Source organism: Microtetraspora sp. NBRC 13810, assembly GCF_030268685.1.
GTDB lineage: Bacteria > Actinomycetota > Actinomycetes > Streptosporangiales > Streptosporangiaceae > BSRQ01.
This window is the reverse complement of the sequence record NZ_BSRQ01000002.1, coordinates 512,062-534,785: the sequence shown is the minus strand read 5'-3', so window position 1 is coordinate 534,785 and position 22,724 is coordinate 512,062. Positions and strand designations below refer to the sequence as shown.

17 protein-coding genes are annotated in these 22,724 nt (G+C 70.3%); 9 read left to right on the top strand and 8 right to left on the bottom strand.

All coding sequences use genetic code 11. The features are described from left to right. Positions 1-178: 178 nt before the first annotated feature. The 4 genes from QSK26_RS06225 to ilvC all read left to right on the top strand — a co-directional run bounded on the left by QSK26_RS06225 (position 179) and on the right by ilvC (position 6,351). Entirely contained in the window at positions 179-2,824 is a 2,646-nt protein-coding gene (locus QSK26_RS06225; RefSeq protein ID WP_285773992.1) for a putative bifunctional diguanylate cyclase/phosphodiesterase, read from the top strand. A gap of 181 nt (positions 2,825-3,005) precedes the next feature. Then, entirely contained in the window at positions 3,006-4,808 is a 1,803-nt protein-coding gene (locus QSK26_RS06220) for an acetolactate synthase large subunit (RefSeq protein ID WP_285773991.1), read from the top strand. 5 nt (positions 4,809-4,813) lie between these two features. Then, entirely contained in the window at positions 4,814-5,338 is a 525-nt protein-coding gene (ilvN, locus tag QSK26_RS06215) for an acetolactate synthase small subunit (RefSeq protein WP_285773990.1), read from the top strand. A 26-nt stretch (positions 5,339-5,364) separates the two neighbouring features. Then, positions 5,365-6,351: a ketol-acid reductoisomerase gene (ilvC, locus tag QSK26_RS06210; RefSeq protein WP_285774192.1), complete on the top strand. Its 987-nt coding sequence runs from the start codon at positions 5,365-5,367 to the stop codon at positions 6,349-6,351. A 131-nt stretch (positions 6,352-6,482) separates the two neighbouring features. Here the strand turns inward: ilvC and QSK26_RS06205 are convergent, their stop codons facing one another. The 3 genes from QSK26_RS06205 to dacB form a co-directional block, all read right to left on the bottom strand. Further along, positions 6,483-7,109 carry a CAP domain-containing protein gene (locus tag QSK26_RS06205; RefSeq protein ID WP_285773989.1) on the bottom strand — a complete coding sequence of 209 codons (627 nt, stop codon included), beginning with the start codon at positions 7,107-7,109 and terminating at the stop codon, positions 6,483-6,485. Positions 7,110-7,439: 330 nt separating this feature from the next. Further along, complete coding sequence (locus QSK26_RS06200; RefSeq protein WP_285773988.1) at positions 7,440-8,357, bottom strand: CAP domain-containing protein; 918 nt, start codon at positions 8,355-8,357, stop codon at positions 7,440-7,442. Between the two features lie 603 nt (positions 8,358-8,960). After that, positions 8,961-10,508, bottom strand: a complete 1,548-nt coding sequence (gene dacB / locus QSK26_RS06195) for a D-alanyl-D-alanine carboxypeptidase/D-alanyl-D-alanine endopeptidase (RefSeq protein WP_285773987.1) — start codon at positions 10,506-10,508, stop codon at positions 8,961-8,963. Between the two features lie 246 nt (positions 10,509-10,754). Between dacB and QSK26_RS06190 the strand changes: the two genes are divergently transcribed. Beyond that, entirely contained in the window at positions 10,755-12,098 is a 1,344-nt protein-coding gene (locus QSK26_RS06190; RefSeq protein WP_285773986.1) for an MFS transporter, read from the top strand. Here the strand turns inward: QSK26_RS06190 and QSK26_RS06185 are convergent. The 3 genes from QSK26_RS06185 to QSK26_RS06175 form a co-directional block, all read right to left on the bottom strand. Further along, the gene (locus QSK26_RS06185) at positions 12,083-12,634 is read right to left on the bottom strand and encodes an FHA domain-containing protein (protein ID WP_285773985.1); all 552 of its coding nucleotides are present in this window, start codon (positions 12,632-12,634) and stop codon (positions 12,083-12,085) included. The genes QSK26_RS06190 and QSK26_RS06185 overlap by 16 nt on opposite strands. A 186-nt stretch (positions 12,635-12,820) precedes the next feature. Further along, positions 12,821-13,579, bottom strand: a complete 759-nt coding sequence (locus QSK26_RS06180) for a class I SAM-dependent methyltransferase (RefSeq protein WP_285773984.1) — start codon at positions 13,577-13,579, stop codon at positions 12,821-12,823. A 162-nt stretch (positions 13,580-13,741) separates the two neighbouring features. Beyond that, positions 13,742-14,623 carry a hypothetical protein gene (locus QSK26_RS06175; RefSeq protein WP_285773983.1) on the bottom strand — a complete coding sequence of 294 codons (882 nt, stop codon included), beginning with the start codon at positions 14,621-14,623 and terminating at the stop codon, positions 13,742-13,744. Positions 14,624-14,887: 264 nt separating this feature from the next. Between QSK26_RS06175 and serA the strand changes: the two genes are divergently transcribed. The 3 genes from serA (at position 14,888) to QSK26_RS06160 (ending at position 19,357) form a co-directional block, all read left to right on the top strand. After that, on the top strand, positions 14,888-16,477 hold the full coding sequence (gene serA / locus QSK26_RS06170) for a phosphoglycerate dehydrogenase (RefSeq protein ID WP_285773982.1): 1,590 nt from the start codon (positions 14,888-14,890) through the stop codon (positions 16,475-16,477). Positions 16,478-17,041: 564 nt separating this feature from the next. After that, entirely contained in the window at positions 17,042-18,082 is a 1,041-nt protein-coding gene (locus tag QSK26_RS06165; RefSeq protein ID WP_285773981.1) for a 3-isopropylmalate dehydrogenase, read from the top strand. 168 nt (positions 18,083-18,250) lie between these two features. Beyond that, on the top strand, positions 18,251-19,357 hold the full coding sequence (locus QSK26_RS06160; protein WP_502888673.1) for a branched-chain amino acid aminotransferase: 1,107 nt from the start codon (positions 18,251-18,253) through the stop codon (positions 19,355-19,357). Positions 19,358-19,400: 43 nt separating this feature from the next. On the opposite strand, the gene QSK26_RS06155 is transcribed toward QSK26_RS06160, so the two are convergent. Then, on the bottom strand, positions 19,401-20,084 hold the full coding sequence (locus QSK26_RS06155) for a Uma2 family endonuclease (protein WP_285773979.1): 684 nt from the start codon (positions 20,082-20,084) through the stop codon (positions 19,401-19,403). A gap of 111 nt (positions 20,085-20,195) precedes the next feature. Beyond that, on the bottom strand, positions 20,196-20,849 hold the full coding sequence (locus tag QSK26_RS06150) for an O-methyltransferase (protein WP_285773978.1): 654 nt from the start codon (positions 20,847-20,849) through the stop codon (positions 20,196-20,198). 232 nt (positions 20,850-21,081) lie between these two features. Here QSK26_RS06150 and cimA point away from each other — a divergent pair, with 232 nt between their 5' ends. Beyond that, positions 21,082-22,656, top strand: coding sequence for a citramalate synthase (gene cimA / locus QSK26_RS06145; RefSeq protein ID WP_285773977.1), 1,575 nt, complete (start codon positions 21,082-21,084; stop codon positions 22,654-22,656). Positions 22,657-22,724 lie beyond the last annotated feature (68 nt).

Here is a 22,724-nt window from a genome sequence, read left to right as displayed (position 1 = left end):
CTGGTTATCAGATCGGTGACAACTGAGACGTTGTGACCACGTGCGTCGGTGCGAGCGAACACACTGGCGACAAAGTTGTCACGGTGCACCTCGACGGTGAGGGCCCGTGACGCATCAGCAGCGTGCCGAACAGACACCGGATGGGCAGACGACTTTGATCCGTTGGCGTGATCCACGGGTGCCGCTGACCGCCGCCGCGGCGGCCGGCGTGGCGGGATTGGCGGCTGGGCTGATCACCGACGCGCCGACAGTGCTCGTCGGCGCGACCGCGGGCGTCGCGGCCGCGCTCCTCGCCGTGGTGTCACTGGTCACAGCGGCCCGGCGGATCGCCTCCCGGCTCCGCCGTACGGCGCTGGCCTGGCGCTGGCTGGCGTCCGGCGCGGCGGCGTGGCTGGTCGGGATCGGCCTGCGGCCGGTCGCGGACGACGCGTCCTTCGCGATGACCTTCGCCGACCTGCCGCTGCTCACCGGGATGGCGCTGATCACGGTCGGCTGCTGGCTGACCGCCGCGCCGCCGCCGCACGGCCGGGCCGTGCTGCGGCACGTCACCGACGCCTACTTATGCGCCGCCTCGTTCTTCGTGATCAGCTGGGTGATCGCGCTCGGCCCGATCTACCGGGCGATCGGCGACCCGGGGGTGTTCGCCCTGCCGCTCACGATCCCCATGCTGTGCCTGCTCGCCGCCTGCGCGGTGGGCCCCTCGGTGGTGACCACCCGGTCCTCGGCCTGGCCCGTCGGGCTGGCCGGGCTGGGCGCGCTGGCCGCGATCGCGGCGGGGGAGATGGCCACGGCGGTGGCACGGCTGCAGGGCGAGGAGCCTTCGATGACCGGGGTCTGGCTGGCGCCGGTCGCCTTCCTGCTGCTCGCCGCCGCGCCGTGGAGCGGGCGCAGGTCCCGCGCGGTCCGGATGGCTGAGGAGTCCCGCCCGCCGGGGCCGGTCGCCGCGGGCGTGATCGCCGGCGTGCCGCTCACCCTCGTCGCGGTGGCCACGGTGTTCGTGCTGGTGAGCGCGGTGAGCGGCCGTTCGGAGCACCCGGTGCCGCTGGTGTCGGCGATCATCGCCTCGGTGGTGCTCGTGCTGCTGTTCCGCTCGTTCGTGCTCCTGGCGGACAACGCCTCGCTGCGCCGCCGGGCCGTCGTCACCGACCGCAGGATCAGGGAGCTGGCCGAGCGCTCGGGCGACCTCGTGCTGGTCTGCGACCAGTCGGGCGTGATTTACGAGATCGGCGACCAGGTCGTGGAGGTGTACGGCTACCGCCCGGACGAGCTCGTCGGCGGCTCGATCCTCGACTACATCCACCCGGAGGACATACCCGACGTCATGACCGCGCTCTCCGCGTTGGGCGTGGAGGAGGACGACGCGGAGCCCGGCGGGGCGTGCAAGGTCGGCTGCCGGATCCGCGCCGCCGACGGGACCTGGCGGCCCACGGTCTCGGTGGCGACCCGGCACACCCGCGGCGAGGACCTGCTGCTGGTGTCCACCCGGGACATCAGCGACCAGGAGGCGCTGCTCAGTCAGGTCAACCACCTGACCTTCCACGACGGCGTGACCGGGCTGCCCAACCGCGCCTACTTCGAGGAGCGCACCAGGCAGGTGCTCTCCGGCCGGCCGGGGGCGCGCGGGGCCGTGCTCTTCCTGGATCTCGACGGCTTCACCGCGGTGAACGACTCGGTCGGGCACGCCAGCGGCGACTTCCTGCTCGGCCAGGCCGCCCGCCGGCTGCGCTCCGCCGTACGGCCCGACGACACGCTTGCCCGGTGGGGCGGGGACGAGTTCGCCGTGCTGGTGGAGTCCTGCCAGGACGTGCAGGCGGTGGTGGACCAGGCGGAGCGGCTGGTGCACGCGGTGTCGCAGGAGCCGTTCCGGGTCGCCGACCGGGACATCGCGCTGACCGCGAGCGTCGGGGTGGCCTTCGCCGAGGAGGAGGTGCCCTCCGCCGACGTGATCCGCAACGCGGACGTGGCGATGGCCAGGGCCAAGGAGCTGGGCGGGCGCCGGGTGGAGGTGTTCGCCGCGCACATGCACACCGACGTGGTGCGCCGCCTGGAACTCGCCGCCGATCTGCAGCGGGCGCTGCTCGACGACCAGTTCGCCGTGGAGTTCCAGCCGGTGGTGGACCTCGCGACCTCCCGGGTGACCGCGGTCGAGGCGCTGGTGCGCTGGTGGCGGGGGAGCACGTTCGTGCCGCCCGAGCAGTTTCTCGGGGTGGCCGAGGACACCGGCCTGATCGTGCCGCTGAGCGAGTGGATCCTGCGCGAGGCGTGCCGCGAGGTGGCCGCGTGGCGGGCGTCGTCGTGGGACATCGGGCTGTCGGTGAACCTGTCGGCCCGGCAGATCACCGCCCCCAGGTTCGTGGAGACGGTGTCCGCGGCGCTGGCCGAGAGCGGGCTGCCGCCGAGCGCGCTCACCCTGGAGGTCATCGAGGAGATGCTGGTCGAGGACGCCGGGGAGACCGTCAACCGGCTCACCGAGCTGCGCGCCCTCGGCGTACGGCTGGCCATCGACGACTTCGGCACCGGCTACGCCTCGCTGGCCCTGCTGCGGCAGCTCCCGGTCGACATGATCAAGATCGACCCGTCGTTCGTGTCCGGCCTGGGCGCGGACGAGACGCTGACCCTGCTGACCCGCACGATCGTCCAGCTCGGCCACGACCTCGGCCTGATCGTCGTGGCGGAGGGCATCGAGCGGCCCGAGCAGTTGGAGCTGCTCAGGGAGATGGGCTGCACCCGCGGCCAGGGCTACCTGGTGGCCCGGCCGATGGCCGCGCGGGGCGTCGACTCGCTGATGCGGACGAGCCTGTCGTCCCTGCAGAGCAGCGTCTGACGTTCACATGATGAGACAAGCGTCCCACGGAGTTGACACAATGACCTCACCGGTTAGGGTAGGTGCCATGCTTCGCAGGGACATTCTCGTAGTACTTCGCTGGCGCGCAGGCCACTGAGCGAAGCACTTCGACCTGCGCGCCGCCCCAGTTCCGCCCCATAGGGCGGGTGGGGCCTTTTTTATGCCAGCAGCACGTTTTCATGCCAGCAGCAAGCTCAGCCACACAAGGAACGAGCCGATGACCGAACGGATGACAGGTGCGCAGGCCCTCGTCAGGGCCCTGGAGCACGTCGGGGTCGACACGGTTTTCGGGATCCCGGGCGGTGCGATCCTTCCCGCCTACGATCCCCTCTACGACTCGGCCAAGATCCGGCACGTGCTTGTACGGCACGAGCAGGGCGCCGGGCACGCCGCCGAGGGCTACGCGCAGGCGACCGGCAAGGTCGGCGTGTGCATGGCGACCAGCGGGCCCGGAGCGACCAACCTGGTGACCGCCATCGCCGACGCCTACATGGACTCGGTGCCGATCGTCGCGATCACCGGCCAGGTGGCGTCGCCGATGATCGGGACCGACGCGTTCCAGGAGGCGGACATCGTCGGCATCACGATGCCGATCACCAAGCACAACTTCCTGGTGACCGACCCGGCCGACATCCCGCGGACCATCGCCGAGGCGTTCCACGTCGCGCTCACCGGCCGGCCCGGCCCGGTCCTGGTGGACATCGCCAAGGACGCGCTCCAGGCGACGATGACGTTCTCCTGGCCGCCCACGTTGCAGCTCCCCGGCTATCGGCCGGTGACCCGCCCGCACTCCAAGCAGATCCGCGAAGCGGCCAAGCTGATCGTCGAGGCCAGGCGGCCGGTGCTCTACGTCGGCGGCGGCGTGCACAAGGCGCGCGCCTCGGACGAGCTGCGCCGGCTGGCCGAGCTGACCGGCATCCCGGTGACCACCACGCTGATGGCCCGCGGCACCTTCCCCGACAGCCACCCGCAGCACGTCGGCATGCCGGGCATGCACGGCAACGTGGCGGCGGTCGCGTCCCTCCAGCGCAGCGACCTGATCGTCGCGCTCGGCACCCGCTTCGACGACCGGGTGACCGGCCAGCTCTCCAGCTTCGCGCCGCACGCGAAGATCGTGCACGCGGACATCGACCCGGCGGAGATCTCCAAGAACCGGCACGCCGACGTCCCCATCGTCGGCGACTGCCGCGAGGTGATCGGCGACCTGATCGGCGCCGTGGAGCACGAGCACGCCGAGGGCCGCACCGGCGACTACACCGACTGGTGGACCCAGCTCAACGGCTACAAGAACACCTACGCCCTCGGCTACGACGACTTCGGCGACGACTCGACCGCGCCGCAGTTCGTCCTGGAGCGGCTGAGCGAGCTGGTCGGGCCGGAGGCGATCTACGTCGCGGGTGTCGGCCAGCACCAGATGTGGGCCTCGCAGTTCATCCGCTACGAGCGGCCCGGCAGCTTCGTCAACTCCGGCGGCGCCGGCACGATGGGCTTCGCGGTGCCCGCCGCGATGGGCGCCAAGATGGGCAGCCCGGAGTCCACGGTGTGGGCGATCGACGGCGACGGCTGCTTCCAGATGACCAACCAGGAGCTGGCCACCTGCGCGCTGGAAGGGGTGCCGATCAAGATCGCCGTCATCAACAACGGTAACCTCGGCATGGTCCGCCAGTGGCAGACGCTGTTCTACGACAAGCGCTACTCCAACACCGATCTCCAGGCGGTGCGCCGCATCCCCGACTTCGTCAAGCTGGCGGAGGCGTACGGTTGCGTCGGCCTGCGGTGCGAGCGGCCCGAGGACGTGGACGCCACCATCAAGAAGGCGATGGAGATCAACGACGTCCCGGTGGTGGTCGACTTCGTCGTGCACCAGGACGCGATGGTCTGGCCGATGGTCGCCGCGGGAACCAGCAACGACGACATCAAGATCGCCCGGGACATGGCGCCCGTCTGGGACGCGGAGGAGTAACGGATATGAGCAGGCACACGCTCTCGGTGCTCGTGGAGAACCGGCCCGGCGTGCTCGCCCGGGTGGCGTCGTTGTTCAGCCGGCGGGGATTCAACATCGACTCGCTGGCCGTCGGGCCGACGGAACACCAGGACATCTCCCGGATGACCATCGTGGTGAACGTCGAGGAACTCCCGTTGGAGCAGGTGACCAAGCAGCTCAACAAGCTGGTCAACGTGCTCAAGATAGTCGAGCTCGACACTGGCCAGTCGGTGCAGCGTGAACTCATGCTCATCAAGGTCAGGGCCGATGCCGACACCCGTTCGAACGTGCTGGAGCTGGTGTCGCTGTTCCGCGCCCGCTGCGTCGACGTGGCCTCGGACGCCGTGACGATCGAGGTCACCGGCACGCCGGAGAAGCTCGCCGCCTTCATCAGGGTGCTGGAGCCGTTCGGCATCAAGGAACTCGTGCAGTCGGGCATGGTGGCCATAGGCCGCGGCGCCCGCTCCATCACCGACCGCTCGCTCCGTGCCTTGGACCGAAGCGCATGACACGAAAGGTTAGCTAAGTGACCGAGATCTTCTACGACGACCAAGCGGATCTGTCGATCATCCAGGGCCGGCATGTCGCCGTCCTGGGGTACGGCAGCCAGGGCCACGCGCACGCCCTGTCGCTCCGCGATTCGGGGGTGGACGTCCGGGTCGGTCTGCCGGAGGGCTCCAAGAGCAGGGAGAAGGCCGAGAACGACGGCCTGCGCGTGCTCACCCCGGGCGAGGCGGCCGAGGAGGCCGACCTCATCATGATCCTCGCCCCGGACCACATCCAGCGGCACCTGTACGCCGAGCACGTCGCACCGAACCTCGTCGAGGGCGACGCGCTGTTCTTCGGTCACGGTCTCAACATCCGGTACGGCCTGATCGAGGCGCCGGAGGGCGTGGACGTGGCCATGGTCGCCCCCAAGGGCCCCGGCCACCTCGTGCGCCGCCAGTTCTCCGCGGGCCGCGGCGTGCCGTGTCTCGTCGCGGTGGAGAAGGACGCCAGCGGCAACGCCTGGGACCTCGCCCTCTCCTACGCCAAGGGCATCGGCGGCACCCGCGCCGGCGCGCTGAAGACCACCTTCACCGAGGAGACCGAGACCGACCTGTTCGGCGAGCAGGCCGTGCTGTGCGGCGGCGTCTCCGACCTGATCAAGGCGGGCTTCGAGACGCTGATCGAGGCGGGCTACCAGCCCGAGGTGGCCTACTTCGAGTGCCTGCACGAGATGAAGCTGATCGTCGACCTCATGTACGAGGGCGGCATCTCCAAGATGTACTGGTCGGTCTCCGACACGGCCGAGTACGGCGGCTACACCCGCGGCTCGCGCATCGTCAACGCGGAGACCAAGAAGGAGATGCAGCGCATCCTCGGCGAGATCCAGGACGGCAGCTTCGCCCGTGAGCTGGTCGCCGAGTTCGACGGCGGCCAGGTCAACTTCCGCAAGTTCCGCGAGGAACTGGCCGCGCACCCGATCGAGCAGACCGGCGCCAAGCTCCGCCCGATGATGAGCTGGCTCAAGGAGAAGTAACCCCTGCCGGTACGGCTCGCGCCCGTCACCCCGCCCGCCGCAAGGCGGGGCGGGACCGGGCGCGAGCCGCACGGCCGGGTCCCCGGGCGCCGGGTCGCGCTGACGGCCGCCGTAGGAGGTGGCCGGTACGCCTAGCGGCCGGCGAAATTCTGGGTCCAGTAGAGATCGTCGGGGTTGCCGGCCAGGCCCACCCCGATGTGGGTGTAGCGGCAGTTCACGATGTTCGCCCGGTGGCCCGGACTGGTCAGCCACCCGCGTACGGCGGCGGCCGGGGTCTCGTAGCCGTGCGCGATGTTCTCGCCCCAGGAGCGCAGGCTGTGCAGTCCCGCGCCGGCGAGGCGGTCGGTCAGCTCCCTGCCGTCCCGGGACGTGTGCGAGAAGTACCCCTGGGCCGCCATGTCCCGGGAGTGCCACAGCGCGGCGGCGTGCAGCCGCGGCTCGGGGAGGACCGGGCCGCAGCCGTATATCCTGCGGACCAGGTTGGTGAGCCGGATGACCTCGTACTCCGGCCACGAGTGCGTGGTGGTCCGCCGCGCCCCGGGTGACTTCTTCGCGCACCGCCTGCCCGGTAGCCGCGCGGCGGACGGGGTGGCCGGGGCCGCGAGCCGGGCCGCCGTGGCGCCGCACCGGCCGGCGGACGCCTCGGCCCGCGCCGGAAGGAGCGGGGTCAGGGTGGCCAGGCCGCCGAGGCACACCAGGGTTCCGGCGAGGGCGCGTTTCCGGTTCCGCGGATCCGAACATGCTGGACGTTTCTTCAAGAAATCTGGGCTCAGGGTAAACCGAATCCCTCTTATACGCGTCACGCGCAGTTCGCTCATTTCCGTGCACTTCCCGGTCACCTCACGGGCCACACCGACCTCAACTGTCACAACTTCCCCGTCCTGAGGTCATGAACGGCCTCCGGTCACCGCTCCGGCCGGTTATGCCGTTGCCGAGGTCGGCGACGGGAATGGCGGTGAGGGTCGGCGGTGGCCGTCAGCGGCCGGGGGCCGGTGGCGCTCCCGGCGGGGTCGCTGGCGGGGTCGCGGGGTCGGCGTCGGGCCGATGGCGGGGTCGGCGGCGGGTCGGGGGCGGGTCGGCGGCGGGTGTCAGTGGCGGGCGAAGTTCTGCGTCCAGTAGGGGCGGCCGGTGGCGCCCGCCTGGCCCACGCCGATGTGGGTGTAGGCGCAGTTCATGATGTTCGCCCGGTGGCCGGGGCTGTCCAGCCAGGCCCGGACGACGGCGGCCGGGGTCGGCTGGCCGAAGGCGATGTTCTCACCCCAGGCGCGCAGCGGGGCGAAGCCGGTGGCCCCGATGCGGTCGCCGAGGTCCCTGCCGTCCCGGGAGTCGTGCGAGAAGTAGCCGTTCGCCGCCATGTCCGTCGAGTGCCCGAGCGCCGCCGCCCGTAACTGCGGGTCATGGGCCAGCGGTCCGCACCCGTTCGCCGCGCGTGCCTCGTTCGTCAGCCGGACGACCTCCTCCTCCGCCGCCGTGCCCGTCGCCCGGCGCGCGGACGGCGCAGGCGCGGGAACGCCGCTCGGTGCGGCGGGCCGGGCGGAGCCGCCGGCCTGCGGCGGCGGCCACCCGCTCGGGGACGCGGCCGGCGCGGCGGGCGGGGTGCGGGTCGCCGTGGCCGGGGTGCATCTGAGCTGGATGCGTTCGGACCGGTAGACGTTCCGCGCGCTGTCGGCGACGGCGACGTAGTAGGTGACGGGGGTGGGGGAGCAGGGGGCGGTGAGGGTGAATCTGCCGTTCCGCACGACGATGCGCCCCTGCCGGACGAGCTGGTCGGCGACGCCGACGCTGCGGATCTGGAGCACCGCCGTCGCGTCGTCCGCGCACCCGGTGCGCAACCCCAGCGCGTACACGAGGGTGGCCGTGGCCGTCGGCCGCGCCGCCACGACCTGGCAGTCGTCCGCCGGCCGCCACGGCGACCCGTTCTGCGCGGCGGCCTGCGCCGGGACGGCGGACGCGCCCACCGCCGTCAGACCGCCGAGGCACAACAGGGTCCGGGTGAGTCTGCGCATGTGGTCTCCAGGAGGCTCGAACACCTGTGGAACCCGCATTGTGTGCCGCCGGATACGGATATGTAAGGAAATTGCGCAGAATATTGGGGCTCCAGGTTGCCCGCAATTCTTCCCGACCTCACCGTGTGAACGGGAGAGCTTGGTCAGCGAGGGCGACCCGGACGAGGTCACCGCGGCCACCCGGGTCGCCATCCCGGCGGGTCGCCGCCGCCCGGCCGCTGCCGCCGCAGGTCAGAGCCGCCGCGCCGGCACGGAGGGAAAGGCGCGCCGGTGTCCACGAACGAGGCCACCCCGACGACGAAACGCGCTGCCGGGTCGTCGAGCAGGCGCTCTTCAGAAAAGGCGAAACGGCGAACGCGCCCACGGACAAGGCGGGGATCCGGTGAATAGGCACAATCGCGGAAGTCGGCGCTCATCCTGCTGAGATACCTTCTTCTACGCGCGCGGCCCCCCTCCGCGAGTAAGGCGAGGGACCGTCGCACGGTCGGATCCCTTCCCCCCATGATCCGGCCGTGCGGCCCTGGTCACCGCCAGCCGATGAGCGCAACGCCACCGGCCCTCGCCGCAGGCAGGTGCGACGAGGGCCGGAGCCTCAGGGCGAGATCAGCACTGGACGGGCTTGAGCCAGGAGCACTCCAGCTCGCTCTGACCGGCCTCGGTGCGGCGGAGCTGGACCGAGGGGGTGTCGGCCGCGGCCGTGCGGCTGAACTGCGCCAGCCGGATCGCGATCTTGTCCTCGATGTCCTTCGGAGACCCGGAGAGATACTGGTTGAGCATCACAGAGAAGACCAGGGGCTCGCCGTCGGCGCTGGTCACGTAGCCGGACAGGGACGTGACGCCGGTGAGGGAGCCGGTCTTGGCGTGCACGTTGCCGGCGGCGGGGGTGCCGGCCATACGGCTGCGCAGAGTGCCGCCGACCATCCGGTCCCGCTGACCGGCGATGGGCAGCGCCGCGTACCACGTCGCGAACCACGGCTTGTCGCGCAGCGCGATCAGCAGCGCGGTGAGGCCGCCGGGGGTGAGCCCGTCGGCCCTGGACAGGCCGGAGCCGTCACGGAGCTGGGACGCGGGCACGCCGTTGGCCCTGGCGAAGGCGGTGATCGCGGCGAGACCGGCGGGCCAGGTGCCCTCGCCGGCGACCTTGCGGCCGATGGCCTTGGTGAGGATCTCGGCGTGGATGTTGTTGCTGAGCTTCATGAACGGCACCAGCAACTCGCTGAGCGGCATCGACTGGCGGGTGGCGACGGCCTTCGCGCCCGCGGGGGTGGCCCCGCGACCGGTCGAACCGGTCACCTTGACGCCGTGCCTGGCCAGGCCGTCGCGCAGCAGCGAGGCGGCGTAGGCCGTCGGATCCCACACGGTGATCCACTCGCTGTAGGGGGCCGCGACCGTGCCGGTGATGAGCACCGTGTTGGTGCCGTGCTCCCGGGTGACGAGCACGTCGGTCGAGGAACCGGTGACCGCCCTGTTCACGATCTTCAGGTAACCGGTCTCCGGGGTCGTGGACACCTTGACCGGCTTGCCCGCCGCGGACCCGGGCGCGACCGAGACGATCACCGAACCGGCGTCGTAGTCGGTGTCCGGGGAGGCGGTCAGCGCCGAGATCTGGGCCGCGTAGTAGTAGGGCTCGTCGTCCCACGCCCAGTCGGTGCCGAGCCGGACGTCGTCGAACCAGGTGTCGTCGGCGACGAGGTCGCCCTGCACCCGCTTCACACCCGAGGCGGCGACCTTGGCGGCCAGCGCGTCGTAGTCGGAGGCGAGCATGGTCGGGTCGCCGGTGCCCTTGAGGTAGAGGTCGCCGTACAGGGTGGACCCGGCGGTTCGGCCGGTGCTGAGCACCTCGGTGGTGAAGCGGTAGTCGAGGCCGAGCGTCTCCACGGCGGCGGCGGAGGACACCAGCTTGGTGTTGGAGGCCGGGGTGAAGATCTTGCCGGAGTCCTGGGTGTAGAGCTCCTCGCCGGTGGCGGCGCTCTTGACCACCACTCCGGCGCGGCCGACGGTCAGCCGCGCGTCGCTGAGAATCTGGTCGAGGTCGGTGGTGAGATCGGCTATGCCGGGGCTTGGCTCCACGGCGGTCGCGGGCGTCGGGGCCGAGGCCCACGCGAGGCTCACCGCGAGGACGCTCGTGACGAGAGCGGTCGTTGAACGCAAGATCTCTCCTGTGTTGCAGGAAGGGGCTGCGGGAACGCGTCTGCCGGGATCATCGAGAACCCCAAGGGCGAAGGGCAATACGCAAATTTCCGTATTCCAGTGATCTGCGCTGGGTGAACGGGCTCTCACCTGGTGGCGGCATACCCGTATTGATCGGCGGGGCTATCGGCCGATCGCGACTTCCTGTTCAATATGGAAATGGTCTCTCCGGCATCGACACCGATGGTCACCACGGTACCACGATCCGTGCGCATCGGTTATGGCGTGGGTGCGTTCGGGACGGGCACCTTCTCCACTGTTCCGGGGCTCCTGCTGCTCTTCTACCTGACGAACGTGCTGGCGGTGTCCGCCTGGCTGGCCGGTCTGGTGGTGTTCCTGCCCAAGCTGTGGGACCTGTTCATCAACACCTACGTGGGCCAGCGCTCGGACAGCACGGTGTCCAGGTTCGGGCCGCGCCGGCCGTGGCTGCTGCTGGGCGCGCTGACGCTGCCGGTGGCCTTCGCGCTGACCTTCCTGGGGCCGCCGCTGACCGGGGTGCCCGCCGCGATCTACGTCGGGGTGATGTTCTTCCTCACCGCGACCGCCTACGCCTTCTTCGAGGTGCCCTACAAGGCGATGCCGGCCGAGATGACCGGCGACTACCACGAGCGCTCGTCGCTGCTCCAGTGGCGGATGATCTTCCTGGGCCTGGCGATCCTCGTCTCCGGCGCCGTCGCGCCCGCCATCACGTCGATGGAGGGGATCGGCGGCCCCGTCGCCGGGTACCGGCTGATGGGCGTGGTCATCGGCGCCCTCCTGCTGATCGCCATGCTCGGCGCCTTCTTCGGCACGGCCCGCGCCCCGGTCGTCGGCAAGGTGGCGACCGAGCACTCCCTCAGGGCGCAACTGGTCGTCGCGCGCACCAACGGCATGTTCCTGGTGGTGCTCGTGCTGAGCTGCGCGCAGATGTTCGCCGCGAGCGTCATGCTGGCCGGCACGCCGTACTTCGCGACCTACGTGCTGGGGCACCCGGAGACGACGACCGCGCTCTTCGTGTTCCTGGTCGGGCCGATCCTGCTCACGATGCCGCTGTGGGTGCGGCTGTCCACCCGGCTGGAGAAGCGCGGGGCCATGGTGCTGTCCTCGGCGCTGTTCCTCGCCGGCGCCGCCGGGCTGGCGCTGACCCCGCAGTTCGGCACCGCCTACGCGTACGGGTGCGTGCTGCTGGTGGGCGTCGGGTACGCCGGGTTCCAGCTGCTGCAGTTCTCGATGCTGTCGGACGTGATCGTGCACGACTCGCTGGTGACCGGGAAGCGCAGGGCCGGGGTGTTCACCGGGCTGTGGACGGCGTCCGAGACCGTGGTCATGGGGTTGGGCGCGCTGGCGCTCGGCTGGATCCTCGGCGCGGTCGGCTTCGTGGAGTCCGACCCGTCGACGCCGGTGACGCAGCCGGCCGGGGCGGTCGACGCGGTGCTGCTGAGCACCACGCTGCTGCCGGCGCTGTTCATGGCGATCAGCATCGCGTTGACGCTGCGGTACACGCTGACCGCGGAGACCCTCGCCGAGGCCGGGCGCGCGGCGGAAGGGGCGCCCGCTCAGACCGCGAGCTGAGTGGTGGAGACGAGGAACGCGCAGTCGCCGAAGGAGATCTCGTCACCCGGCCTGACCCTGGCGGGGCCGACCAGGCGCCAGCCGTTGAGCCGGGTGCCGTTGAGCGAGCCGAGATCGATGAGCATCCAGCCGCCGTCGTCCTCACGGCGTAACTCGGCGTGCACCCGGGAGACGGTGAGGTCGGCCAGGACGAGGTCACAGGCGGAGCCGCGGCCCACGACATAGCGCGGGCGGTCGTCACCGGGCAGTGCGAGCCGGGGCAGCCGGGGCCGCCGCCAGGCGCTCTGCACGCGGGTGCTGAGGTCGGAGACCGCGGAGACGGCCTCGGTCAGCTTGCGGCGCCAGCGCCCGCGAGGCGGCAGATCGGCGATCAGCTCGTCGAGCTCGCCCCGGCTGCGGGCACGCAGTGCCTGGTCGACGCGGCCGAGGAAGGTGTCATGAGACAGCCGGCCCTCCACCGCCCGGTCGCGGAGCTCGTTGATCGCGCGATCGCGGTCCCCGTCGGACGCGCGGAACGGGGGAGGCGTCGAGCTCATGTCCTTGAGTATCGTTCCCCGCACGGGCGCATGTCCAGATCATCTAAACGGCTCGTCTGGGCCATACCGGGTATGCATATCGGCGATCAGGGTCCGTACGGGTCGGGCCGCACGCGTCCTGCCCTGGGAGACCGCCCAGCGTACGGGCCCCGGCCGGGGGTGCCGCGCGGGGCTCCGTGCCGGTGCTCAACCGGCGGATCGGGTGATCCTGATCTTCGACTGCTTGTGCGGCAGCCGCTCCCAGTCGTCCATGAACCTCGCCGTGAGGCCGTGCCTGGCGGCGAGGTCCACCAGGGTCTCGGTGCGGTAGTAGAAGTCCTCGCGGAGCACCTGGTGCTCGCGGCCCTCGGTGCGGTCGAAGGTGAAGTCGAACCAGGCGTCCGGCTTCATGACCCGGCCGACGTGCGCGAAGCACTCCTCGATCACGTGCAGCGGCGAGTGTGAGAACACGCTGTGGGCGTGCACCACGTCGAAGTGCGCGTCGGGCAGGAAGGCGAGGCGCAGATCCCGGACCGGGGTGAGATGCGGCAGCTTGTCCCGCAGGCCGTAGTCGGCCAGCACCTCCTGAGCCGCCATGAGGATGTCGGGGGAGATGTCGACCCCGTAGTAGCAGGACGGCTGGAGATGGTCGATGAACAGGCGGCCCGCACGGAGGTTGCCGCAGCCGATCTCCAGCATCCGCATGTCCGGGCGCAGGCCGTGGCCCACCAGGTAGTCGAACTGCATCCGGCCGAGCGCGTTCCACCGGGCGTGCGACTTGCTGCCGACCGCCGCCTCCGGGTTGCGCGCGGTGTCCGACCTCATCACCGCGCGGTAGTAGCTCACGTGGTCGCGGGTGCGCAACCGGAACCACGTGTCCCTGGTCAGCCTGCGCAGATGCGGGACCACCCTGTCCGGATGCCGCACCGCGTAGCGAAGCTGGTAGATGGGGTTGGCACGCGTCATGTCACTTGATCCGCCCTGTCGGCTCGCCCACAGGGGGATCGTAAGCAGGAGCGGCACAGCGGGCGGTGGAGAACGCGCAGACGGGCATCCGGACGAACGGCGACCTATCCGATCAGACAGGTGGCGCCGCCCGGAAAGATCTTCCGCGCGTTGACCTCCGGATCAGTCCGTGACGTCCGCGCAGACGACGTGCGCGCCGATCTCCACCATGCGTCTCTCGCTGTGCGCGTCGGCGACCCTGGCCATCAGGATGGGCGCCTCGCTCGCCGCGAGCTGCGGAAGCCGGGCGCGCACCCCGCGGTGCAGGTCGCGCACCACGTCCTCGGCCGCGGACATGTGCACCTTGACGTGCAGCATGATGCCGGTCGCGCCGGAGGCGGTGGCCGCCTCGGAGATCCACACGTGGTGCACCAGCGGGAAGTCGGTCAGCAGCCCGGAGATCGCCCTGCGCAGGCCGGGCAGGATCGGATGCGTGCACCGCTTGTACCCGGGATCGACCTGCTGCATCGGCCCGGACAGGTGCGGCCGGGGGGCGGGGATCCACGACTGCGGGAACGCCTGCGCGGCCGGTTGCGGCGCGGGTCGCGCGGGGGCCGGGCGGGGCGGGGCGGGGGAGGCGGCCGGGCGGTCCACGGTGGCCATCGCGCCCGTGGCGTACGCGTTCGGCGTGGCGGCCGACATGACCGGGGTGGGGCCGGTACGGGTCGAGCGCAGGAAGCGTTTGAGGTCCTCGATCGGCACGGCCGCGGCGGCGGGACCGGCCGCGTCGATGACGATCTCCCGGACACCCGTGACCCGCTGGATGTCGAGAATGGTGTCGGCGTCGCAGGCGGACAGCGAGTGGCTGCCGCGATGCCGGGCGTAGGTGTGCGGCCCGGTGTAACCGAGCAGCACGCGATCGCCGGCCTGGGTCGTGCCCAGCACGACCGACCGGTCCGGGCGCACGGCGACCAGGATTCCCCCCTCAGCAAGGGCTGCCAGTAGCCGGTGCGGACTGCCGTGCTGCGCGAGCACATCGCCGAGAGCGGGGTTCCCGATGCTCATATGGTGAACGATAGGTAGTAGACCACGGCTTAACAGGGTAATCGTGAAGATTTGTTGCTATCAATACCAAGATGGCGGCTGGAAGGATGGAATCGGGCCAACCTGGGTACCGGCTCCCCTCGCCGTGTGATCAGGGCAGGTGGCCACCCCGGCGCGTATGCTGAGCTGGGGCCATCCCAGATTTCGGACACTAGTGAAATCGTTCACAAGCGCGCCGATACACTGTGTGAGGCCCGTGCCCACCCGATATCGAAGGATCCCGCCGTGAACAAGCCCGTTGTCCTCGTAGCAGAGGAGCTCTCCGAGGCCGGCCTGGCCGTGCTCGGTGCGGACTTCGAAGTCCGCCACACCGACGGCTCCGACCGCGCCCAGCTCCTGCCCGCCCTCGACGGCGTGGACGCGCTGATCGTGCGCAGCGCCACCAAGGTGGACGCGGAGGCCATCGCGCACGCGCCCAAGCTGCGCGTGGTGGCCAGGGCCGGGGTCGGCCTGGACAACGTGGACGTCGAGGCCGCCACCAAGGCCGGCGTCATGGTCGTGAACGCGCCCACCTCCAACATCACCAGCGCCGCCGAGCACACGGTCGCCCTCATCCTGGCCTCCGCGCGCAACGTCGCCCAGGGGCACAGCGCGCTCAAGGGCGGAGAGTGGAAGCGGTCCAAGTACACCGGCGTCGAGCTGGACGAGAAGGTGGTCGGCATCCTCGGGCTCGGCCGGATCGGCCAGCTGGTCGCCCAGCGCCTCCAGCCCTTCGGCGTCGAGCTGATCGCCTTCGACCCCTACCTCCAGCCGGCCCGCGCCGCCCAGATGGGCGTGCGCCTGGTGACCCTGGAGGAGGTGCTGGAGCAGGCCGACTTCATCACCGTGCACCTGCCGAAGACCAAGGAGACCGTCGGCCTCATCGGCGACCGGGAGCTGCACACCGTCAAGCCGTCGGTGCGCATCGTCAACGTCGCCCGCGGCGGCATCGTGGACGAGGGCGCGCTCTACTCCGCGCTCAAGGAGGGCCGGGTCGCCGGGGCGGGCATCGACGTGTTCTCCAAGGAGCCCTGCACCGACAGCCCGCTGTTCGAGCTGGACAACGTGGTCGTCACCCCGCACCTCGGCGCCTCCACGCACGAGGCGCAGGAGAAGGCCGGCACCCAGGTGGCCCGCAGCGTGAAGCTGGCGCTGTCCGGCGAGTTCGTGCCCGACGCGGTCAACGTCGAGGGCGGCGCGGTCGCCGAGGACGTCAAGCCGGGCCTGCCGCTGGCCGAGAAGCTCGGCCGGGTCTTCACCGCCCTCGCCCGCGAGACCGCCACCAAGCTCGACGTCGAGGTGCGCGGCGAGATCGCCGCCCAGGACGTGCGGGTGCTGGAGCTGGCCGCGCTCAAGGGCGTCTTCACCGACATCGTCGAGGACGCGGTCACCTACGTCAACGCGCCGCTGCTCGCCAAGGACCGCGGGGTCACCGTCGAGCTGGTCACCAGCGCGGAGAGCCCCGACTGGCGCAACCTCGTCACCCTGCGCGGCGTGCTCGCCGACGGCCGCGCGGTCTCGGTCTCCGGCACGCTGTCCGGCCCCCGGCAGATCCAGAAGATCGTCGAGGTCAACGGCTACACGATGGAGATCGAGCCGACCGAGCACCTCGCCTTCTTCAGCTACTCCGACCGCCCCGGCATCGTCGGCATCGTGGGCCGGATCCTCGGCGGTCACTCCATCAACATCGCCTCCATGCAGGTGGCCAGGGACGAGAAGGGCGGCACCGCCCTCATCGCGCTGACCGTCGACTCCGCCATCCCGGACGACGTCGTCGAGCAGATCGTCCAGGAGATCGGCGCCGACAGCGGCCGGACCGTCGACCTGACCGACTGACCGGCTGACCGGCTGATCCACTGACCGCACGGGCGGCAGGGGCACGCGGCTCGCGGGCGGGTTTCCGCCCGCGGGCCGTTTCGTCGGCGCGGCGTACGGCCGCGCCGTTCCCGTCTCGGTATGTGAGATGTTAGGACGTCCAACGAGACGGATCGGGAGTCGCGAGGTATTCTCGCTGGTAATGCGCCAGGCATGTGTGATCCTTGCCTGCCGCGGTGGGGCCTGATCAGGGCAGGCCGGTGACCCGCCGCGGAGTGCGCCCGTGCCGGCCGCCGTTCCACGTCTGAGCCCGCGATCCGGGTGGCACACGTGGGGCTCGTGTCCCGATTCGCCGTCGCGTGCGCGGAGCCGTACGCGCTTCTCACAAGCGAGATCACGAAATGTATGACATGTATCCCTGGAATCGTGCCGACGAAGAGCGTGACGAGGCGCAGGAGGCCGTCCAGTTCGCGCTGGACCGTCGCGACAACGGCGGCTCGCCCTCCCGCTGATCTGTTTCGGCATCATTTGTCCGAAGAATGAGATGGGTGTTCGACACCCGAGACGGACCGGTAGGGTACGCGCATGGAGTCAAGCAGCATCCGTCTGGCAGTCATCCCCGGAGACGGGATCGGCACCGAGGTCGTGACCGAAGGACTCAAGGTCCTGGAAACGGTCGGCCCGAAGGTGGAGACCACCACCTACGACCTGGGCGCCAGGCGTTATCACGCCACCGGTGAGACGCTTCCCGACGCGGTGCTCGACGAGCTGCGCGGCTATGACGCCATCCTGCTCGGCGCGGTCGGCGACCCCAGCGTGCCGCCCGGCGTGCTGGAGCGTGACCTGCTGCTCAAGCTCCGCTTCGAGTTCGACCACTACGTGAACCTGCGCCCGGTCCGGCTCTACCCCGGCGTGGCCACGCCGCTGGCCGGGGCCGGCCCGGAGGACATCGACATGGTCGTCGTCCGCGAGGGCACCGAGAGCCTCTACGCCGGGGCGGGCGGCACGATGCGCCGCGGCACCCCGCACGAGATCGCCACCCAGGAGTCGTTCAACACCGCGTTCGGCGTCGAGCGGGTGGTGCGTTACGCGTTCGAGAAGGCGCGCGGGCGCAGCAGGAAGAAGCTGACCCTCGTGCACAAGACCAACGTGCTCACCTTCGCCGGTGACCTCTGGTCGCGCACCGTGCAGCGGGTCGCCGCGGAGTTCCCCGAGGTCAGCACCGACTACTGCCACATCGACGCCGCCTCGATGTTCTTCGTCAACCAGCCGGAGCGGTTCGACGTGATCGTCACCGACAACCTCTTCGGCGACATCCTCACCGACATCGGCGCCGCGATCGCCGGCGGCATCGGGCTCGCCGCCAGCGGCAACATCAACCCCGGCCGCACCTCGCCGAGCATGTTCGAGCCCGTGCACGGCAGCGCGCCGGACGTCGCCGGCCAGGGCAAGGCCGACCCGACCGCCACGATCCTGTCGGTCGCCATGCTCCTCGACCACCTCGGCCACACCGAGACGGCCGCCCGGGTCGAGCGGGCCGTGGCCGACGACCTCGCCGAGCGCGGCACGGCGACGCGCGGCACCCGCCAGATCGGCGACGACATCACCGCCCGAGTAGCCGGCTAGGGCGGGCCGCACCACACGTACGCGCATGGTGGCCCCGCGAGGGGTGCCATGCGCGTTTTCGTGTCCGCACACCCTGCCGGATGTCCGGTTGATGCAGTAGCTTCCCCTTACCTGACCGATCCCGTCGCAGAATGGGCTCAGGGACGTCTCCCAGAGAACAAGAGAAGGATGTTCGCCATGACCACCGCTCAACAGCTCAGCTTTGACGTGCAGCTCTCCGACCACGCGCGTACGACGGCCGAGCGCGAGCAGGTACTGGCGAGCCCCGGATTCGGGCAGACGTTCACGGACCACATGATCTCCATCGACTACACCGAGGGCCGCGGCTGGCACGACGCCCGGCTCATGCCGTACGGGCCGCTCAGCCTGGACCCGGCGACCTCGGTGTTCCACTACGCCCAGGAGCTGTTCGAGGGGCTCAAGGCGTATCGGCAGACCAACGGCTCGATCGTGTCGTTCCGGCCGTACGCGAACGCGGCCCGGTTCAACGTCTCGGCGAGCAGGATGGCGATGCCGGCGCTGCCGGAGAGCGCGTTCGTGGAGTCGCTGGAGCTGCTCGTGCAGACCGACCGCGAGTGGGTGCCCACCACCGAGGGGCACAGCCTCTACCTGCGCCCCTTCATGATCGCCACGCAGCCGGCGCTCGGCGTGAACTACCCGTCGCAGACCTACAAGTACATGGTGATCGCCTCTCCGGCGGCGTCGTACTTCGCGGGCGGCGTCAAGCCCGTCTCGGTCTGGCTGTCCACCGAGTACACCCGGGCGGCGCCGGGCGGCACCGGCTTCGCCAAGTGCGGCGGCAACTACGCCGCGGCCTTCGTCGCCCAGCGGCAGGCCGTCGCGCAGGGTTGCGACCAGGTGGTCTGGCTCGACGCCTTCGAGCACCGCTACGTGGAGGAGATGGGCGGGATGAACCTCTTCTTCGTCCTCGGCGACAAGCTCCTCACCCCGGCCCTCACCGGCACCTTGCTCCCCGGCATCACCCGTGACTCCATCCTCACCCTCGCCGCCGGTCTCGGCCTGGAGGTGGAGGAGGGCCGGCTGTCCATCGACGAGTGGCAGGCCGGCTGCGAGTCCGGCGAGCTGAGCGAGGTCTTCGCCTGCGGCACCGCCGCCGTGATCACCCCGGTGGGCTCGGTGAAGGGCGCCGACCGCGCCTGGACCGTCGGCGACGGCACCCCCGGCCCGGTCACCCTCAAGGTCCGCGAGGAACTCGTCGGCATCCAGTACGGCTCCCGCCCCGACACCCACGACTGGATCCACAAGATCTGCTGACCCCGACAGGTCCGGCCACCCCGACCCCGGTGGCCGGACCCCCTCACCGTTTGAGCTGCCCGGTGTCCACGGTGATCGACCACGGCTCGGGCAGCTCCAACGGCTCCCCGATCACCACCGACACCGTGCACCCGTACCCCTGCTCACCGGGCCGGCTGAGCAGCCGCACCTCGCCCTCGAAGGTGTCGACCACCATGTAGAGCGGCACATTGGCCTCGGCGCAGGTGCGGGGTTTGATGACATGGTCGTCGTGCACACTGCTCGGAGAGACCACCTCGACGACGAGAAGGGCCTCGTCGGCGTAGACGTTGTCCTGATCCCACGTTTCCGGCTCTCCTGGAAGCACGATCAGGTCCGGCACGTAACGATCCTTCTGGGCACCGAAGAAGATCTTGACGCCGGAGAGCACCTCCCAGTCCCGCTCGGCCGCCACCGACAGGAGTTGCCGCAACAGCCGGAAGATGATCCGGGCGTGGTTGATGGTCGCCATCTCCGTCACCACGATCCGGCCGTTGACGATCTCGACCTTGCGGTCAGGCCATCGGTCGCACTCCTCCTGGTAACGCTCGTAGATCTCCCTGTCGTGCTCCTCGTGTTCCTGGTGCTCCTCGTGTTCTGCGTGCTCCGTTTCACCGGGAGGCTCCGCCTCGACCGCCACGGGCTCGGCGGTCTCGCGTCGTTGTCCGGAGTCGTGCGCGGTCTTGCGTCGTTCCAGAACCTTGGCCATGCTCCCATCGTCCCTTCCACTAGGCGAGCGCAACGTGTTTGACGCGGCACACAAAGTAATGGCCAAGATGGCGGCCCGTCCCGGAAATGTCTCGTCAGTTCTTTCGAATCGTCAGGACTTCCGGATCATGGTGAGGCCGTCGGCGACGGGCAGCAGGACGGTGGTGACCCGGGGGTCGGCGGCGACCTTGGCGTTGAAGGCGCGCATGTCCTGTACGGCCTGGCCGCGCTCCTCCGGGTCGGCCACCCGGCCGTCGCGCAGGGTGTTGTCCACCAGGATCAGGCCGCCGGGGGCCAGGCGCTCCATGACGAGGTCGTAGTAGACCGGGTAGGTCTGCTTGTCGGCGTCGATGAAGGCCAGGTCGATCGGCGGGTCGGCGGGGAAGGCGGCCAGGCTGTCCGCGGCGGGGCCGATGACGAGGTCGATCCGGTCGGCCAGGCCCGCCCGCTGCCAGTAGCGGCGGGCGATCGAGGTCCACTCGTGGCTGACGTCGAAGCAGGTCAGCCGCCCGCCGAGGGCGAGGCCGCGGGCCAGGCAGATCGCCGAGTAGCCGGTGAAGGTGCCGATCTCCACCACGTTGGCGGCGCCGGACAACTGGGTGATCATGGTCATGAACCGGCCCTGCGCGGGGTCGATCTGCATCACGGCGTCGTCGCCCGTGTAGGAGAGCGTCTCCTTGGTCAGCTCCTCCAGGAGATCGTCCGGCGGGGTGGTGTGCGCGAGGACGTACTGGCCGACTGCGGCATGGATGTAGGTCGCCTTCATGAAGGCCATCTTTCCGCCGGTCGCCCGCCGTACACCCCCGCGAGTCACGCCACGTGGTCCCGGATCGTGAGATCGATGTGCCAGATGCCGGATCGGTGTGGCAGACTGCTGAACATCATGTTCTCTGGTCTGCTCATTATCGGCAGGCGCGCCGGCACATAAACAAGGACAGCCGGCGCGCAGACCTCTCACGTCCGTGGGGGGTCTTTTTGTTTCCCAGGAGATGGCAATCATGGCCGACGACCGCTTCCACGTGTACGACACCACTCTGCGCGATGGAGCACAGCAAGAAGGACTGAACCTCACCGTGGTGGACAAGCTGTCCATCGCGCGGCATCTGGACGGCTTGGGCGTCGGCTTCATCGAGGGAGGCTGGCCGGGAGCCAATCCGAAGGACACCGAATTCTTCCGGCGGGCTCGGACCGAGCTCGATCTGAAGCACGCGCAGCTAGCCGCGTTCGGCGCGACCCGCCGGGCCGGTATGAAGGCCGCCGACGACCCCCTGGTGGCCGCCCTGCGCGAATCCGGCGCGCCGGTCGTGACCCTTGTAGCGAAGAGTCACGATCGGCACGTGGAACTGGCCCTCCGCACGACGCTGGACGAGAACCTCGCGATGATCCGCGACACGGTCTCCCATCTCCGGGCGGAGGGCCAGCGGGTCTTCCTCGACGCCGAGCACTTCTTCGACGGATACAAGTCCAACCCGGCGTACGCCCTGGAGGTCGTGCGCACCGCGGCCGAGGCCGGGGCCGACGTGATCGCGCTGTGCGACACGAACGGCGGCATGCTCCCCGACGAACTGGCCGAGGTCGTGCTCGCCGCCACCGGGACGAGCGCCAGGGTCGGCATCCACTGCCACGACGACACCGGCTGCGCCGTCGCCAACACGCTGGCCGCGGTCCGGGCGGGCGCGACGCACGTCCAGGGCTGCGCCAACGGGTACGGCGAGCGGTCGGGCAACGCCAACCTGTTCACCGTGGTCGCGAACCTCCAGCTCAAGCGGGGGTTCGACCTGGTGCCGCAGGAGTCCCTCGCGGACATGACCCGCATCGCGCACGCGATCACCGAGGTCACCAACGTCACCCCCAACTCCCACCAGCCCTACGTGGGCGTGTCGGCCTTCGCGCACAAGGCCGGCCTGCACGCCAGCGCGATCAAGGTGGACCCCAACCTCTACCAGCACATCGACCCCGCCCAGGTGGGCAACGACATGCGGATGCTGGTCTCGGACATGGCCGGGCGCGCCTCGGTCGAGCTCAAGGGCCGCGAGCTGGGCTACGAGCTGAACGCGGTGGAGTCGCGTGAGCTGGTGGACCGGGTCAAGGAGCTGGAGTCGCGCGGCTACACCTTCGAGGCCGCCGACGCCTCCTTCGAGCTGCTGCTCAAGGACACGCTGGGCGGGCGCAGGCGGCACTTCACCGTCGAGTCGTGGCGGACCATCGTCGAGCGGCTGCCCACCGGCGAGGTGGTCAGCGAGGCCACGGTCAAGCTGCACGCCAAGGGCGAGCGCATCGTCGCCACCGGCGAGGGGAACGGCCCGGTCAACGCGCTGGACCGGGCGGTGCGGATGGCGCTGGAGAAGCTCTATCCCGAGCTGGCCAAGCTCGCCCTCACCGACTTCAAGGTGCGCATCCTGGAGGGCCACCAGGGCACCGACGCCATCACCCGGGTGCTGATCACCTCCAGCGACGGCGCGGGCGAGTGGGCCACGGTGGGCGTCGGTGAGAACCTCATCCAGGCGTCCTGGCAGGCCCTGGAGGAGGCGGTCACGTACGGCCTGCTCCGGGCCGGGCGCGAGCCGGACTGAGGCGACCGGCCCCGGCCCGGCCGCACGGCGGCCGGGTCACCCGGGGCGGCGTGGCGCGGTGGGCAGCG

Coding starts and splice junctions, on each gene's coding strand:
- QSK26_RS06220 (WP_285773991.1), top strand. CDS start 3,006: ATGCCAGCAGCACGTTTTCATGCCAGCAGCAAGCTCAGCCACACAAGG.
- ilvN (WP_285773990.1), top strand. CDS start 4,814: ATGAGCAGGCACACGCTCTCGGTGCTCGTGGAGAACCGGCCCGGCGTG.
- QSK26_RS06200 (WP_285773988.1), bottom strand. CDS start 8,357: ATGCGCAGACTCACCCGGACCCTGTTGTGCCTCGGCGGTCTGACGGCG.
- QSK26_RS06185 (WP_285773985.1), bottom strand. CDS start 12,634: ATGAGCTCGACGCCTCCCCCGTTCCGCGCGTCCGACGGGGACCGCGAT.
- QSK26_RS06180 (WP_285773984.1), bottom strand. CDS start 13,579: ATGACGCGTGCCAACCCCATCTACCAGCTTCGCTACGCGGTGCGGCAT.
- QSK26_RS06175 (WP_285773983.1), bottom strand. CDS start 14,623: ATGAGCATCGGGAACCCCGCTCTCGGCGATGTGCTCGCGCAGCACGGC.
- QSK26_RS06165 (WP_285773981.1), top strand. CDS start 17,042: ATGGAGTCAAGCAGCATCCGTCTGGCAGTCATCCCCGGAGACGGGATC.
- QSK26_RS06160 (WP_502888673.1), top strand. CDS start 18,251: ATGTTCGCCATGACCACCGCTCAACAGCTCAGCTTTGACGTGCAGCTC.
- QSK26_RS06155 (WP_285773979.1), bottom strand. CDS start 20,084: ATGGCCAAGGTTCTGGAACGACGCAAGACCGCGCACGACTCCGGACAA.
- QSK26_RS06150 (WP_285773978.1), bottom strand. CDS start 20,849: ATGAAGGCGACCTACATCCATGCCGCAGTCGGCCAGTACGTCCTCGCG.
- cimA (WP_285773977.1), top strand. CDS start 21,082: ATGGCCGACGACCGCTTCCACGTGTACGACACCACTCTGCGCGATGGA.